The 16,721-nt window shown below is 35.1% G+C and carries 16 protein-coding genes and 1 pseudogene; 7 read left to right on the top strand and 10 right to left on the bottom strand.

From position 1 onward, the window contains the following. Positions 1-37: 37 nt before the first annotated feature. The 4 genes and pseudogenes from ABH968_RS12825 to ABH968_RS12840 form a co-directional block, all read left to right on the top strand. Positions 38-149, top strand: a pseudogene (locus ABH968_RS12825) (IS1595 family transposase); the annotation flags it as partial. A 211-nt stretch (positions 150-360) separates the two neighbouring features. Continuing rightward, positions 361-867: an amino acid oxidase gene (locus ABH968_RS12830; RefSeq protein ID WP_370044423.1), complete on the top strand. Its 507-nt coding sequence runs from the start codon at positions 361-363 to the stop codon at positions 865-867. Positions 868-1,061: 194 nt separating this feature from the next. After that, the gene (locus tag ABH968_RS12835; RefSeq protein ID WP_370044425.1) at positions 1,062-1,571 is read left to right on the top strand and encodes a sigma-70 family RNA polymerase sigma factor; all 510 of its coding nucleotides are present in this window, start codon (positions 1,062-1,064) and stop codon (positions 1,569-1,571) included. After that, positions 1,572-2,882, top strand: a complete 1,311-nt coding sequence (locus ABH968_RS12840) for a DUF4179 domain-containing protein (RefSeq protein WP_370044427.1) — start codon at positions 1,572-1,574, stop codon at positions 2,880-2,882. Between the two features lie 51 nt (positions 2,883-2,933). Here the strand turns inward: ABH968_RS12840 and ABH968_RS12845 are convergent, their stop codons facing one another. The 9 genes from ABH968_RS12845 to ABH968_RS12885 all read right to left on the bottom strand — a co-directional run bounded on the left by ABH968_RS12845 (position 2,934) and on the right by ABH968_RS12885 (position 12,482). Continuing rightward, positions 2,934-3,443, bottom strand: coding sequence for a ferritin (locus ABH968_RS12845; RefSeq protein ID WP_370044429.1), 510 nt, complete (start codon positions 3,441-3,443; stop codon positions 2,934-2,936). 106 nt (positions 3,444-3,549) lie between these two features. Then, positions 3,550-4,182, bottom strand: a complete 633-nt coding sequence (locus tag ABH968_RS12850) for a Bax inhibitor-1/YccA family protein (protein ID WP_370044430.1) — start codon at positions 4,180-4,182, stop codon at positions 3,550-3,552. Positions 4,183-4,377: 195 nt separating this feature from the next. Continuing rightward, positions 4,378-5,139 (bottom strand): TerC family protein, encoded by a 762-nt coding sequence (locus tag ABH968_RS12855; protein WP_370044432.1) that lies wholly within the window; start codon positions 5,137-5,139, stop codon positions 4,378-4,380. Positions 5,140-5,649: 510 nt separating this feature from the next. Then, a complete protein-coding gene (locus tag ABH968_RS12860) occupies positions 5,650-6,807 on the bottom strand; it encodes a Ger(x)C family spore germination protein (protein ID WP_370044433.1) in 1,158 nt (385 codons plus the stop codon). Continuing rightward, positions 6,804-8,261, bottom strand: a complete 1,458-nt coding sequence (locus ABH968_RS12865; protein ID WP_370044435.1) for a spore germination protein — start codon at positions 8,259-8,261, stop codon at positions 6,804-6,806. The genes ABH968_RS12860 and ABH968_RS12865 overlap by 4 nt, the downstream gene beginning before the upstream one ends. After that, positions 8,261-9,385: an endospore germination permease gene (locus ABH968_RS12870; protein WP_370044437.1), complete on the bottom strand. Its 1,125-nt coding sequence runs from the start codon at positions 9,383-9,385 to the stop codon at positions 8,261-8,263. The genes ABH968_RS12865 and ABH968_RS12870 overlap by 1 nt, the downstream gene beginning before the upstream one ends. Positions 9,386-9,736: 351 nt before the next feature. Next, a complete protein-coding gene (gene rsiV, locus ABH968_RS12875) occupies positions 9,737-10,624 on the bottom strand; it encodes an anti-sigma-V factor RsiV (protein WP_370044439.1) in 888 nt (295 codons plus the stop codon). Further along, positions 10,617-11,135, bottom strand: a complete 519-nt coding sequence (locus ABH968_RS12880) for an RNA polymerase sigma factor SigV (RefSeq protein WP_370044441.1) — start codon at positions 11,133-11,135, stop codon at positions 10,617-10,619. Before ABH968_RS12880 ends, rsiV begins: the two co-directional genes overlap by 8 nt. A 579-nt stretch (positions 11,136-11,714) precedes the next feature. Continuing rightward, entirely contained in the window at positions 11,715-12,482 is a 768-nt protein-coding gene (locus ABH968_RS12885) for a TSUP family transporter (protein WP_370044443.1), read from the bottom strand. A gap of 216 nt (positions 12,483-12,698) precedes the next feature. Between ABH968_RS12885 and ABH968_RS12890 the strand changes: the two genes are divergently transcribed. Further along, positions 12,699-13,124, top strand: coding sequence for a hypothetical protein (locus ABH968_RS12890; protein ID WP_370044445.1), 426 nt, complete (start codon positions 12,699-12,701; stop codon positions 13,122-13,124). Positions 13,125-13,199: 75 nt separating this feature from the next. Next, on the top strand, positions 13,200-14,192 hold the full coding sequence (locus ABH968_RS12895) for an LLM class flavin-dependent oxidoreductase (RefSeq protein ID WP_370044447.1): 993 nt from the start codon (positions 13,200-13,202) through the stop codon (positions 14,190-14,192). A gap of 375 nt (positions 14,193-14,567) precedes the next feature. On the opposite strand, the gene yfkAB is transcribed toward ABH968_RS12895, so the two are convergent. Beyond that, complete coding sequence (gene yfkAB, locus ABH968_RS12900) at positions 14,568-15,680, bottom strand: radical SAM/CxCxxxxC motif protein YfkAB (RefSeq protein WP_370044449.1); 1,113 nt, start codon at positions 15,678-15,680, stop codon at positions 14,568-14,570. Positions 15,681-15,948: 268 nt separating this feature from the next. Here yfkAB and ABH968_RS12905 point away from each other — a divergent pair, with 268 nt between their 5' ends. Continuing rightward, positions 15,949-16,653 carry a YjjG family noncanonical pyrimidine nucleotidase gene (locus ABH968_RS12905; RefSeq protein ID WP_370044451.1) on the top strand — a complete coding sequence of 235 codons (705 nt, stop codon included), beginning with the start codon at positions 15,949-15,951 and terminating at the stop codon, positions 16,651-16,653. Positions 16,654-16,721 lie beyond the last annotated feature (68 nt).

A 16,721-nucleotide genomic window follows, 5' to 3' on the forward strand; every position in this document is an offset into this window, starting at 1 on the left:
AAAGCATATCCCTGATTTTTTGGATAGATTTTTTCAAAATATACAAAATGTAAACAATTATCATCAACGCTTAAAACAATGGATAATGCGTTTTAAAGGAGTTGCTACAAAATATTTGCAACAGTATTTGGCGTGGTTTAATTTCTTGGATTCACTTGCGTTTGATTCTGATCAATATTGTATTCGTGCATTTGCGGTGGAAAGTTGCTTATACCCAATAAACGAAACAAACGCAACGATACCATTAAGAGAAATCGCAAAGTTTTTGGGAATATTTGTAGAATGGTAATATATAATGAGAGAAACATAAGTAACCTTAGTTAATAAAAGGACAGGATTACGAAAAAAGGGTGAATAAATTTGAAAAAAATTTTATTAATAGTAAGTTTGTTATTATTAGTTGCATGTTCAAATGATGAAGTTAAATATGATGGAGCACCTTTAAAAATTGCTATAGTTGGTGATATTCCTGAATTAAATAACGAAAAAATTCATTTCGAACCAATTTCATTAGATGAATTTAGTGAAGATACATTGCATATTTCAACAAATTTTGATGCTGTTATGATAACACCAGTGATGTTTGAAGAAGCATCAGATGATAGATTTGTTAACGTTTATAATAATTCTAAAATGCCTATTATTTTTTTTGATTCAACAAAACGTCATTTTCCATTTACAAGAGAAGGGGCTACCTATGAAACGGCTCATTGGGAATCTTTAAATAATGGCTCTAATACGACAATTTATTTATCTGATAACGATGCAAATAGCGAAGATGCTTGGTATTTCTATTTAAAAGGTGAAAAAGAGTTAGATATCCTTTACAAAGAGATTTTTCAAAAGATTGAAACATTAAAAAGGTAGATTTTTATGTATTTGTTACTCGAAAACCAGCGTATTCGAAAATTCTCGAATACGCTTTTAATTTGAGAAAAACAACAAACAAGTTAAACAGAGCCTAAAATTAAAAGTCGAGAGTTTTTAATTACTATAAAATCAAAATAAATTGAACGAAAATGTCAACTAGACGGTCTAATAAGTAGAAGGGAGTGAATGTGATGGATGAACAAGCATTGGTGAAGCGTGCAATAGCTGGGGACGAAGATGCTTTTTTACATCTAATAAAACAATATGAACAGACGATGTACCGTATGGCATTTGCCTACTTAAAAAATGAGCATGATGCCATTGAAGCGGTACAAGAAGCTACATATCGAAGCCTAAAAAAGATACATACCGTAAAAGAATCAGGTTATTTTAGTACGTGGCTTGTCCGAATTTTACTCAATATTTGCCATGATATGCGTGAAAGAAGCAGACGTCTTGATTTGCAGGAAGACATAGAAATCAGCGATAACGCCCCCAATCACGAGCGCTTTGAAATGACAGATATCATTACAAAGCTACCAAAAGAGCAACAAGAGCTTATTTTTCTAAAATATTTTCAAGATTATAAAAATCGAGATATTGCTATGCTACAAAATATTCCAGAAGGAACTGTGAAGTCAAGGTTACATGCGGCATTGAAAAAGCTAAAACTATATTTTACGGAGAAGGGAGAGCTATAGATGAAACAGGTAGAAAAGTATGACTATGATATTTTTGTCAAAGAACTAGCGAAAATTGACATACCACATGAGCAATTAGAAGAGTCGCATAGGAAAAGTGTCATACGCTTCCAAAAAGAAAAGCGTAATCGACAATGTACATGGAAAAGCATTGCTGTTACTTGTGCATTATTACTGTTACTTTTTGTAACGTCCATCCGTGTTTCTCCAGCTTTTGCTAGTGCCATCGCAAAAATCCCAGGCTTTGCTCCATTAGTTGAGATGATTACGTATGATAAAGGGGTCAAAGATATACTCCATAATAACTATTATGAGGATCTAGGACTGTCACAAACGAAAAATGGTTTATCATTTACACTTCAAGGAGTTATTGCTGATGAAACAGGTATGATTTTGCCTTATACATTTTCAGCGCCGTTCGATGTTCATGATTTAGAGACTAAGAAAATGGAGCTCCGTCTAAATGGTGAGGTATTACCCGCTAGAATAAGTTATAGCTGGTATAGCGAAAAAGAAACATCTTTGATTGAAGATAAATTTGAGTTTTCATTTAAAAATCCTATAAATTATGACAATGCTAATTTTGAATTATATATCCAATTTGCAGATGAAAAACAAACAGAGTTTACGATCCCATTCTCACTTAAAAGGCCAATAGCGAAAACGAAGTCCTATGTATTGAATGAAAAAATGAGCTTTGAAGGTCAGCAAATCACCATCAAGTCTGTCTCTATTTCACCGCTCCGTACAGGTGTTACAATCGCTCTCGATCCACATAATGATCAGCGTATTTTAGGGTTTGATGATATTCGTCTATTGGATGAAAAAGGGGAGGAATGGACGACAATCAATAATGGCTTAACAGCTACAGGTAATCTAATAGATGGCGAAGAAACATTCTTTATGCAAAGTAATTATTTTAGGGAGCCTAAAAAGTTAACATTATCCATTGGAAAAGTAAAAGCATTGCCAAAAGGTCAGGATTTTATCGAGGTAGATTTTAATCAAAAGAAAGTGCTATCCAAACCACCTCTCTCTGGCTTAAAAGTTCAAGTAAATAAGCACATGGTAACAATAAATGTTCCAACTTCTTATGAAAATAAAAATACCAGTTTACTTGGTACAGCAATAGATGCAAATGGCGAAACTGTTTATAGTAATTCAGGAAGTTATCATAGACCTGATGAATATGAAATCGAACAAACAGAAACATATGATATAAAGGGAGTTGTCAATCCAGTCCGCATCTATTTCTCACATTATGAAAATTTTTTAGATGGAACTCAAACAGTTGATATACCATTGAAATAGTCAAACAAAAAAGAATCTGCTCATACAGATTCTTTTTGTTTACATTAAATTCTAAGCTTCAGCATCAGGTGTAAATGAACGTGTCGCTAATTCAGCGTCAAGCATAAAGATTGCGTTGGAGTCATTTTCTATGCGTTCAATTTTACGAATTAATGTGTCAAATGTTGATTCTTCTTCTACTTGCTCGTCAATGAACCATTTTAAGAAAGCCATTGTCGCGTGCTCGCGTTCGTCTAAAGCGATATCCGATAAATTATAAATACGGCGAGTCACTTCTTTCTCGTGTGAAAGGGCAGTTTTGAAGGCATGTAAAATAGACTCGAAATGATTATCTGGGCTATCGAAGCCTTGGATTGTTGCACGGTAGCCCATATCACTTAGGAAATTATAAAATTTCATCGCATGGAAGCGCTCTTCTTCAGCCTGTACTAAAAAGAAGTTGGCAAAGCCATCGTAATCTTGATCTGTGCAATATGCCGCCATCGCCATATAAGCATGCGCAGAGTAAAATTCAAAATTCATTTGTTCGTTTAGTGCTGTGTGTAGTTTTTCAGATAACATAAAAGTTTTCCTCCCTTTGCAGTAAATACCTGCTGCATCTCTTATAGTATACAGCGAAAAAGGGCAGTGTTGCAATTTAATTGATTTTTATTCTCAATTAGAAAATTTAATCAATTAATTTTTTTATACGCCAAATTACTTCTAAAAGATTGACAAATAAATTAATGAAATCTAAGTATAGATTTAACGCCATACCAACAACTTCAGCATCTGAAACGTGATTATGTCGGATTTTGTTAAAGTCATAGACCGTATAGAGACTAAAAAGTAGTACAGTAATTCCCGCAATGATCAATGCGATCATATTGTTAACAGGGATAAACATAAAGACTAGTGAAAATACAATTACGACGATTAATACTGTGAATAAATAGCTTCCCCAATTGGAAATGTCTTTATTCATCATCATACCAATCAGTGCTAGCACAATAAAAATAGCTACAGTCGCTACGAAAACAAGTAAAACAAGCTGTTGTCCTAGCTCCACAATGTAAAATTGTGTTGTCCAAAATAGTAAAATTCCCATTAAAAAGGGGATTGTATACATAATGGAATTAGCAAGCTTCAGGTTTCGTACAAAGATGACAATGATCAGAAGTACAAGTGCAATAATGGATATTGGCATGACAATTGCAGGAGGTAATAATGTTGCTATGTACATTCCGACAACTGTTAATACCCACATAAAAGCAAAGTGTTTTAAAATTTTATTTAAGTTTTGATTTTTAGCATACGCCATATAGAAGAATCCTTTCTTTTGAAAAATAACTTTTATATAGTAACATACGAGTCAAATTAGAAAAAGATTCAACCATAAAAAATTTGTATTATTATCATAATGTGGGTTTGAATTCCTTCGACTGAGGCTAGCTAACTTGATATGGTGATACAAAATATACCTGGTCTTCGCTAGGACCAGGTAATGGTTTTTGTATTATTTTACATTTTTTCTTTGGTTTTTCACACCAACTAAATAACCACCAAGGGCAATTCCAACTAAGACAATCCAGAAAATAGCCTTCCATAGTGTTGAATGTGGAAATTCATGTGGAATTATACCTAGTTTTTCGTGTGCTAATGTTAGAACAGCCAGCTTTACACCAACCCAACCAACGATTAAGAAGGCAGCTGTTTCAAGTGATGGAAATTGATCGAGAATTTTCACGAACCAACGGGCAGCAAAACGCATCATAATAACACCGATAATACCACCTAAAAACATCACTGCGAATTGCCCCGCATTAATGCCGCCAACATCAAAATTTCCGATATGAGGTAGTGTCACTGCAATGGCAACAGCGGCTAATATTGAATCTATGGCAAAGGCAATGTCTGCAAACTCAACCTTTAGTACGGTCATCCAGAAACCAGATTGTTTTTTCATCTCATGAACTTCCTCAGGATTTTGTGCGGCTTTTCGCGAATCATAAATATGCTTCGTTGACATAATTAATAAATAGGCAGCACCTAGAGCTTGAATTTGCCAGAAGTTAACGAGCGTTGTAATAAGAAATAGTGCAGCAAAGCGGAAAACGAATGCTCCCACTAAACCATATAGCAGTGCTTTTTGCTGTTGATTTTTTGGTAAATGCTTAACCATAACGGCCATAACAACGGCATTATCGGCAGCTAATAAACCTTCCAGTACAATTAATACGACGAGTACCCATGCGTATTCTAGTAAAATTGCCTCCAAATTTATTTCCTCCTTTATACTTAGATCAGAAATGAATGTACTGCTTTTAACGTATTCTTTGCTTTTTTAGGCAAAATAAAAAGACCCATGCCTAAAAAATAGGCAAAGGTCTTGCTAAGCTAATTAACGGTTTGTTGCACAGAATATCTGTACGTTAAAATATGCCTTCACACCCGATGGTAAATAACCATGTAATGACGAATGTGAAATCAGATGCTTTTTCACATCTGCTAGCTACTCCCCTTTGACGTAATTGTCAAAAGCTATTCAATTCTTTATACATGAATTATAGCATGCTGATAATCAATTGCAAATAAAATTGTGACGCAATGTTAAAAATTGTCGTCAGGAAAATCTATTTAAGCATTCCATATGAAAATAACTATCAAGACAATATCGCAGGATATATTGGAATGTAAGAATGAATAAATAAAGTCTTATTCAGATTTAATCAATAAAATTAAAATATCCTCACGAATAGTTATGTACATTTGAGAGGATATTTTTAGATTATTCATTAATTGTTCCTGTAAATGTTTTACGGCCAGAATTTACTTGGTTCACGTCTATTTCTAATTTACTAATAGAACTAGGTGTTAATGGAATCTTCCCATCCTGCTCTAGTTTTTTCCATACTTTCACATTTTTTCGATATAGATGTTCAGAAAGGCGATAAATATCAATATCTTTTGCTAATGCTTCTTCATACGTTGTTCTAATTTCTTTCTTCACTTCTTTTATAATCTGTTTTTTTATTTCTTCTTCTGAAACATTAGTTTTGAAACCATTTAAAGTTGCATTTAATTTTACAACTACCTCAAATGTTACTTGATCATTTTTAACAAGTGGTTTGATATCTACCTTTATTTTTTCCAATGTTGTCGTTAAATAATCTGTTTCGTTATCACCTAACTTAAAAGTTATTTCACCTCTATGCGTTCTATTGTGCATCCATTGCGTTCCTCTTGCAGCATCATTCTTAATAAAGCCTTTAAACCCATCTTTAGAAAGTACACCGACACCTGTTAAGGCAGTATCCTGTCCTCGTTCCTCTGCCGTTTCCCAGTTTTTATTGATGGTTACATAAGGGATACCAATTTCGTGATTTGGTTCATTTAAGCCAATAACTAAATTTCGGAAATTAACGGGCTCGACGAATGTTTCTTGATCATCTGTATCTAAAGGAGTACTAAGCTTTGACGATGTAAGAGATTTATTCAAAATCGGCGTTATTAGAAGGATGTCTTTTATAGAATCTTGTGTACAATAGGTCCATATTTGATACCTTGTTTCCCTATATCGCAACACACTGTCTATAACAGAGATGGCATTTTTATTTTTCATTGCTTCTTCAGAGAAAATAATGTAAGTCATATGCCCCCAAAACACTTTTTGGTCGATGGATCGAAATAATTTAAAAAGTGCTTCTTCCAATGTTTTTCCCTTAGATTGTCCAACCTCTGCCGGTACTGCTTGAGGATTAGAAGTTTCGGATTTTTCAACATTGGAGAAGTTAATTAATTGCAAGTATATTTCATACTGCCCATCTTTATAATCTATACCAAGGCCATCAACATAATACATTCTTTGGGGTTCGGTAACATCCAAACATCCTGAAAGAAGTAGTGAAGTAGCTAAGCCTGAGAGTAAAATAATTTTTTTCTTCATTGCTTCTTCCTGCTTGAGGTACGAGTGTTATCCTGGGGTGCAAGTGCTTTATTGCGCTCAGTGTAGCCCTTTGGTGATAAGCGGAAGATCGATTTTTTAATAGTTGACCAATTTAAATCTGTTGCAAGATTCATGTAAGAGTAACCATAAATTCGGATATTACATAAGTAAAGAAGTGTAAAGTAAAGTGAGATGAAAAATCCAAATAAACCAAAGAAAGCACTGGCAAGAATGAACGTAATACGCAATATACTAATGGTTGTGACAAGAGATTGGTTCACAAGAGTAAATGATGCAATTGTAGAGATCGCAATAACCACAATCATTTCTGGACTTGTAACACCTGCACGAATGGCTGCATCACCAATAATTAAACCTCCAACAACACTTATCGTACCTCCAATAACAGAAGGCAGACGTAAGCCTGCTTCTCGAAACAATTCAAACATTAGTAGCATTATTAGCATTTCGAGAGAGGAGGGGAGAGGTAGCCCTGTTTTTGCTTGGACAACTGTTGCTAAAAGTTGAAATGGTAGCTGATTTTGGTGATAAGTCGTCAGAGAGAGCCAAAATGCAGGCAACAGCAAACCGATTAAAATGCCAACAATTCTCAAAAGTCGTTCTATAGAACTGAAAACGATGGGATATTCATTATCTTCAGCGGATTTTAATAATAAAAATAAATTTACAGGTGTGATGACGGCATATGCTACACCATCGACGAAAATGAGAAAACGTCCTCTAATTAGAGCCTGAATAGCATAATCCGGTCGTCCAGTGTAATCGAATTTCGGGAAAAGCTTAGAGTTTTTATTAATTCGCTCCATTAAGACATCCCCACTAAAGACAATATCTGTATCTACAGCTGCCAGTTGCTTTTTAATTCCGTGTAAAATATCCATATCGACAATATCGTCAAAATAAAGAATAGCCACGGTTGTTTTTGAACGTCTCCCTAACTCCACTTTTTCTACACAAAATGAATTCGTTGGTAAACGTTTTCGCAATAGTGCAATGTTGACGCGGATGTCTTCAATAAAGTTATCTCTTGGCCCCTTAACGAGAACCTCCATCCTCGTTTCTTCTGGATTTCGATTTGGCTTTTTAGCAATATTACTAGCATATAAAAGTTCTTCCTCTTCAAAATAAAGCAGTAGGAAACCAGTATATACAAAGGTAATGGCTTCTTCTTTATCTTTGATTTTTTGAAGAGTCGGGATATGAAGCTGCTTTGTAATATTTTCATCAAAGGATGTTTCAGCTAGATGATCATAAAGAAATTGAACACGTCGAACAATGACTTCATTGAGCAGTTGCTGGTCTATCATTGCATCACAGGTAATGAAATGAACCTTTTTTTGATTAAATGTATATTCCTGAAATTGGATATCTGCTGATTTTTGAAATAGTTTTTTTAAGGTGTTTAGGTCTATCGCCTTCTCCTGCTGAGGCATTACGATTCACCACTTTCCATTTCTTGTTTTTTAGGTTTATCCTTTTTAGAAGACTTACCTGAAAAGAAAGCTAATAGTACGAAAAATATTGACAAAAGAAAAAAGAAAATAAAAGTAATTGATAATATATAGTTCCCTTTCACTTTCAAAAATATGTTTTCATTTAAAATAATTAGCGGTAGACAAAGTAGAAAGAAGGGGGGAGCGATCATTTTCCATATTTGCTTCGGATCCCCGGTCATTTTCAATAAATCCGCTATAATATATAAGAGGAAGCTAACGCGTATAAATGTTCCAGTAAGCCATTGGTAAATAGAGAAAAAGTCAAGATGCTCAATATAGCGACCAATCGAGACTAGTCCCCATTCCTCGTAGGCAGGATATCTTTGCTTTGCAGCTTCGGTTGGACCAAATTCTGCAATTGCGGCCATTAGTGGTCCTAAAGTAAGCCCCATTAAAATGAAAAGCATGATGGCAAAATGATACCAACGAAGGCGCTCTTTAAATTGATGCTGTAAAAATATAAGCATTACTAATTCAATAAATCCTGATGCTGGGTAAATCATCCCTTTTATAACGGGTTGGAATCCATGCTCAAAAAATGGACGTAATAACTCGTATTCTTTTACCTGTATATTTGTAAATGCTACAAAAAAACCAAAGACTATTACACCGAATAATACAAAGACATTTAAAATAACCATGGTTTGTAAGCTTGTTGTAACGAGAAGAAGACAAAGAATCGTATAAATAAGTAATAATATAATGACCGGTGTTTGAGGTAAAAACGTTGTGTTTACCCATTGCAATGTTTCAACCATCGTAAAAGCAGCTAGAATGAGTAAATAAATAACTATAATATAGATGACAATTGTAGAGCCTGTTTTCCCGATTTTCCCATCTAACCAGTCTCTAATAGGTTCCTGATTCGTCTTTTTTTGAATATAAACTAAAAGAAATAGCCAGAAGAATATAATAAATGCGGCTATTATTACAGATATCCAACCATCTCTCCCTACAACGTCTAGTAGCGGAGGAATAATTGTCACGTGATTTTTTAAGCCAATGACTGTCATAGATAAGAAGATGACATGTAAAATACTTATTGATCCTACACCTTTCATATGAAAACCCTCTAACGTTAATTGATACACTTTAGCTTAGACAAAAAATGAGAGGATTATAAGCGTGACAAACTACTCTGAAAAGAAGAATCTAAAAAATACAACTTTCATGAACTTCGTATTCCCACCTCGTTCATGAACAGTTTTTTTTACAGAAAAAAGCGAGGTATTTGACGATTGAATTGTCAAATACCCCGTATTTCAGAAATATATTTAAAAGGGCAATTGTTCTCCCACCATAAAGAAGTGAGGTGAGAGAACAACTGCCCGTAAAAGACCGATTGGTGAAGAATAATCCGTGGGATAAAGAAAACCCCACGGATTATAGTTTCACTTTATTATTGTAAATGATTAATGAATATACTTAGAGCTTACAAGTTCATTTTTAAAGACATCGGATGGGATTTCGAATTCCAGTAAGCCCATATAGCCAGGTGCTACTTCATATTTATCGAAGGAGATAACAAGCTTACCTTTATCAGAAATATAGAATTGTTGATCAGCTTTAATAGCTGTAAAGCCATCAATAACCTCGTCATCAGGAAGACCTCCGCCTTTTACCCAATACACTTTATCTGAGTCGGAAGCAGCTTGTTTACGCATTTGTTCAATAATGTTTTCGCTGATCGTTTTAATATAACTATCGTCTTTAAATAGCATTGGTAGTGTAATTAAAATTTCATTTTGTTTATCAATTGTATCGTAGTGCATAGTTGTAGAAGACGATGCAACTGTATTGACCGTATAACGACCAATCGACAAGATTTGGTCATTATCTGTTTTTACGTCAAAGCCACTATCTACGCCTAAATGGCCGCCACCGTTAGCCTTTAAATCACCAACTTCGGCAACAAAGTCATTATAAAGAGCTTTGCCTTCTGAACGGTATTTCTCATTTAAAGTATCAGCAAGCTTTTTATTTTCTAGGTTTTCGATAGCAGGTACTTTTATGTCAGCATCATATGTGTCATCTGCTACTTTATATTCAGTCCATGTTAAGACTTTTACGACACTACCAACAACAGGAATATCTGAAAGTGTTCGTGCCATTGCAGGACTGACATTTAAACCAGCTGTAAAAAGTATTGCAGCCGCTGCAGTTCCAAGTAACCACTGTGGTGCTCGGTTTTTTCTCTTCTTTTTGCCTTGCTTTAGTGCGTTTTCAACCACAAAATCTAACTCCTTTGGAATGGGTACCTCATTATATTGTTTTTCTAATTCTTTTAATTTTTCATCCATGTGCTGTTTCTCCCTTCGCATCTTGCAATTGTATTTTCAAGAGCTTTAACGCTTTATAAAGACGCGATTTAGCGGTACTCAGCTTAATGTTAAGGATATTGGCAACATCAGCGAGTTTTAAATCTTCAAAATAATGTAAAATGACAACTTCACGATACATTACAGGTAATTCATCTAGCGCATGCTCTAAATCAACGTTTTCGTAGACATCCTCTTGCGCAGGTGTTAAATATTGCAATGTATCATCGTCTGTCACCTGTAAGCGTTTATGCTTACGTAAAAAATCAATGGATGTACGTACGACGATTTTGTAAAACCAGCTTTTCATATACTCGACATTTTCTAGTCGATCGAGAGAAAGCATTGCTTTTTGAATACTGTCTTGTACAACATCGAGTGCGTCCTGTTCATTTTTCGTATAGCTATACGCGAGCAAATAAAAACGTTCTTTCTGTTCACGAATAAACTGGACAAATATCTCTTCATGTTGAAATGCATTTCTTGTTTTCATGTCCAAAGAAGCTCCTTTTTAACATTTTCAAATTGTATACAACTACTAGACGTGTAAAAGGGGAAAAAAAGTTGATAGCATAAAAAACTTATCTTATTTTGTTAACATCCAAGACAAGTAATAGGTATATGTTAATTTATCCCGCATTATCGAGCAGTAAGTCTCCCACCATAAAATTTAAGCGAAATCGAAGAAGTAAGGTGTGAGAACACCTGTTCATAAAAATTGATTGGTGAAGACTAATAATCAGTGGGAATGAAGAAACCTCCACTGATTAAAGTTTCACTTTATTTTGGTGAAAAACATAGCAAATTATATACCTTTTACAATTGCTTAGAAAGGGGAAAGAGTAAATTGGTTATAATTAGAAATGATATTGTGCGGGTGTTGTTTGGAGCAGGAGGAAGAGCCAAAAAGCTAAAGGGAGTGTCATATTCAAATCTATACACAAATCGAGAATTGACCATTAGGATTGTAAAGTAGTGTCACACTAAAACAACATATAAACAAAACTAATTAAGCGGTGCAATAAATAATATTGCACCGCTTAATTTGGTTTTTAAAGATATTACAAATCAATCATGAAAAATAGTCATATGTATTTTTTAAAAGTAATAGAATTGTCACAACGATAAATAAATTACGTACATACCCACTACCACGTTTAATGGCAAATTTAGAACCAACAATAGCTCCAGCAATTTGCGCAAGTCCCATTGGTAAACCATAGGCATAATTTATTTGCCCTAAGTATATAAACATAAGAAGGGCGGCGATATTACTTCCGAAATTCAAAAACTTGGCATTTCCTGCAGATTTTAAAAAGTCGAAACCCACAATTAAAAAGGCAAACAGGAGAAACGAGCCTGTCCCTGGCCCTAAAAAGCCATCATAGAAGCCGATTAAGGTAATGATCACCACGAAAAATGCGTAACGTTTAGGTGTCAATTTTTTATAGGTAGAAACGCTACCCCAGTCTTTTTTGAAAATAGTATAAATTGCCACAGCTGCTAGCATGACAAGCATAAGCGGCTTTAGAACGCTGGGATCCATAAGATGGACAATCCATGCACCAATCATTGAACCTATAAAAACAAAAGGGAACAATTTATAAACGGCTTTAATATCCAATTTTCCAGATCGATAAAATGTTATGGTGCTCGTTAATGACCCCATAGTACCCGCTAACTTATTGGTAGCCACGGCTGCAGATGGTGGAAGACCAACAAACATAAGAGCTGGTAATGAAATAAGTCCGCCGCCTCCTACAACAGAATCAATAAATGCGGCTAGAAAGCCAAAAAAAATAAGAATGAGTAAAATGTTTACATCTAAATCAAAAGGCACGCTAGGTCATCTCTTTTCTATAATAATAATCTGATAGTAGCGAAATGAAATCTCGCTGTAAATAGCTTAAATAGTATTTCTCTATTAATTTTGAGAATTTAATCTTTTTAAAAATTTTAAAATTCTACAAAAATCAAAAATATTCTACTTTGTGTATATATTTTAATGTATTATGTAGGTGATAGTGTTTTTTGCGTAAAGGGGACGTGATGACATTTGAGTTTAGGGAATCATGTAAGAGTATTTATTTGTGTTGTGTTTATGGGGCTACTTGTCGCATATGTGTATAATGCCAAAAGAGATATAACTGATAATGAGTATATCGATACAGTAAAAGAAGGGTATTTGGGGAATTTTTCAGAAGTATCTGTTCGTAATGCATTTAATTATGCATTTTTTGAACCATATTGGCGATATTATCAGGCAAAAACAGGCGAGCATGTTGTCGAATTATCAGGTGATATTACATTTGAAGGTGAGAAAGGACATGCCATTTTACAGTTCGTAGTGGATGAACAAACAAAGAAATTTACAGCCTATGCGATGAAATTTAATGATGTCGTATTGAGTCCCGTACAAAACCGGCTGCTTATTGGCATGGTTTATGAAACATGGCATTCAAAGCGGCTCGCCTATGAGTAAGGTCTTTTCCTTTGTAAAAATAACTTCCTATATTACAGTAGAGAGGAGTGCTAAGAGACAGAGAGGGTGTTTTCAATGAGATTAAGTATTTTAGATCAAATGCCTATACCAAAAGGTCATACTGCTGAGGAAGCCTTTCAGCGTACAGAACAAATAGCGCTTTTAGGTGAAGAGCTTGGCTATCATCGTATGTGGTTAGCAGAGCACCATAATAGTCATTCGCTGGCAAGTTCAGCTCCCGAGGTTACAGCAGCTTTCTTAGCAGCGAAAACAAAACGTCTTCGTATTGGTACTGGCGGCGTTATGATGATGCACTATTCTCCATATAAGCTGGCAGAGGTTTTTAAAACACTAAGTGGCTTGGCACCAAATCGTATTGATTTTGGCGTCGGTAGAGCCCCTGGTGGCGACCATGCCTCTATTTATGCGCTAGCAGAGGGAAGAAGACAACGTTTTACAGAGCAATACGATAAGCTCGAAATAATTTTAAAACTGATGAATAATCAAAAAACAGGCGAAGATGTCTATGATCAAGTGATAGCGGCACCATTTAATATCCAATTACCAGAGGCTTGGTTACTTGGGTCTAGTGGGCAAAGTGCTATGCAGGCAGGACGATTAGGGTTGGGTTACTCATATGCGCAGTTTTTCACTGGCAATATGTCAAAGGATATATTTGATACGTATAGAGATTACTTTATACCTTCCTATTACATGGAGAAGCCACAAATTATCGTTACTTATGCGGCGACAGTTGCAGATACGCTAGAGGAAGCGGAATATTTAGCAAAGCCGATTGATATTACACGTCTTCATCTCATGAAAGGACAAATCATTCAAGCGATGTCGCCTGAGGAAGCAAAAGATTATCCACTTACGGAGTTGGATAAAATGACAATTGCCAATAATCGAAAAGCCAATCTTGTCGGAACTCCTAAGGAAATCGCTGAATTTTTAGTAGCAGAGCAAGAGCATTATGGATTTGACGAAGTAATGCTAAACTGCAATCAATACGCTCTAGAAAGTCGCATGAATACTTATAAGCTACTTGCAAAGGAATTAATATGAACCACACAGCTTTAGCGGCGGAGTACTTACACAAATCTACTAATCAACAAGAACAGCTCCGAATTTGCTAGCGAAAAAACACTATGAATCATGTAAAAAGATGTACAGCAAATAATCAAGACAATATGATGCGGTGGTAGAAGAAAATAACAACAAAGAAGCTATGTTCCATACGTGAACATAGCTTCTTTGATTAAACTTATTTGCTTCCGAACGCTTTGTTCCTATTGTCTTTTTGATATGATCTTAAAGGAGTCCTACAGCGCGCCCTGCCCCCGAGTAGGACATTTGGTAGTTTTTTATTGTTAAGGAAAAAGTATCATGAATCCTATAAAAAATGTCCAATGCAAATGTATGCATTGGACATTTTTTCTTTTACACTCTAGCAGAGCCACTAACAAACTTCGTATCTTTATAATACATATTTTTAACAAGAACGTTAGGACCTAAGCACTTTACTGCTGGACAGTGACAGTTTAGTGATTTCGCTAAATCTGTTGCCATCCATTTATCAAAAATCGCTGGTAACTCGTCGTTCGCAATATTGCCAAGTGCAGGTGTGTCGCCAAAGTCTGTTACAATGACATCACCTGTAAAGATATTGACATTTAAGCGAGAGCGACCATCTGGATCATTACGCATCGTCACGTTTTTTTCTTCTCTTAGTCGTTTTAGAAGCTTTTGATCTTCTTCATTCATACTACATGGATAGAAAGGTAGCGTACCAAATAGCATCCAAGTGTTTTCATCTCGAACATCAAGTAGATGATGAATCGCCTCACGAGTTTCTTCAAGTGATAAAGACGTAAGGGCACTTGCAAAATCTGAAGGGTACATCGGATGCACTTCGTGGCGTGCACATTTCATTTCGTTGATGATTTGGTTATGGATATGCTCTAAATACGGTAAAGTTTTTTTGTTTAACATTGTTTCCGCCGATACCATTACACCGTGTTCTGCTAGCATTTTTGAGTTATCAATCATACGTTGGAACAAAGCTGCACGTTGTTCATAAGTCGGTTTTCGCTCCATCATGGCAAAGCCTGTTTCGACGAATTCATCGATAGTACCCCAGTTATGTGAAATATGTAGTACATCTAAATACGGTGCAATCAGTAAATAACGTTCGGGCTCCAATGTTAGGTTGGAATTGATTTGTGTTCGCACGCCTCGTTCATGCGCATATTTCAATAAAGGTAATACATAGTTTTGAACGGATTTCTTAGACATCATCGGTTCTCCACCAGTAATCGAGATTGTTTTAAGTTGTGGAATTTCATCGAGACGCTTTATGATTAGCTCAATTGGTAATGCATCTGGATCTTTAGTTTGTAATGTATAGCCGACAGCGCAGTGTGAACAGCGCATATTACAAAGAGTCGTTGTTGTGAACTCTATATTAGATAGGGTCATATGCCCATGTTGTTCAACATCTAAATACGCTTCCCATGGATCAAAGGCAGGCGTAATTTTTTGTAGGGTCTTCATAATTGGTACATCTTCCTTTCTAGCATTCTATTGTCTCATATTCGCTGATAATTTCAAATATGAAATTATCGAAAGGGCTATTTTTAGGCAAGATGATCATTTTTTTATTACTCAATGAAGGAAATATTTTTCAAAGTTTTATTCGTGCGATTATTCATAAAATTCCGGAAAGTGGGCAGGTAGGTAATTTTACTGTTATTTTTCTAAAAAAACGTTATGATAGTAGGAATGATATGGTAATACAGCACCAAAGAAAGTAGGGAATGACATGACTAAGTATGAAACATTATTGTTTGACGTGGATGACACATTATTAGATTTTGACTTAGCTGAAAATGCAGCACTTGACCGTTTATTTAAACAAGAAAATATTGCAGCAACTCCGACGATGATTGCACGTTATAAAGAGATTAATGAATCTATGTGGCGTGCTTTTGAACGTGGTGAGGTGTCTAAAAATACATTACATAACACTCGATTTTCGATTGCGTTAAAGGAATTCGGCTTAGATGTAGATGGGGAATACTTTGAAGCGATCTTTCAAAAATATTTGAAGGAGGCGCATCATTTTGTAGATGGTGCCTACGAAGTAATTGAACAGCTTGCAGATAACTATGAGTTATATGTCGTTTCAAATGGTAAAACAATTACTCAAAATAAACGACTAGAGGATGCAAATTTAGCACAATTTTTCAAAGGCGTTTTTATCTCGGAGCAAACAGGATATCAAAAACCAATGCCAGCTTTTTTCGATTATGTTTTTGAACGTATCGAACATATAAATAAGGATAAAACCTTGATTATTGGTGATTCTTTAACATCGGATGTTAAAGGCGGACTACAAGCCGGAATTGATACATGCTGGTTTAATATACGTAATATTGAAAATACAAGTGACATTCAACCACATTTTGAAATTAAAAAGCTTCATGATTTACATTTATTGTTAGATAATAAAGTAACAATTTTGTAAGTACATGTTTGAACTACGCTTCAACTGTTCATAAGACTGAACAATTGAAGTGTAGTTTTTTGGGTAGA

The sequence above is a fragment of the Lysinibacillus sp. RC79 genome (assembly GCF_041262405.1).
Taxonomy (GTDB): Bacteria; Bacillota; Bacilli; order Bacillales_A; family Planococcaceae; genus Lysinibacillus.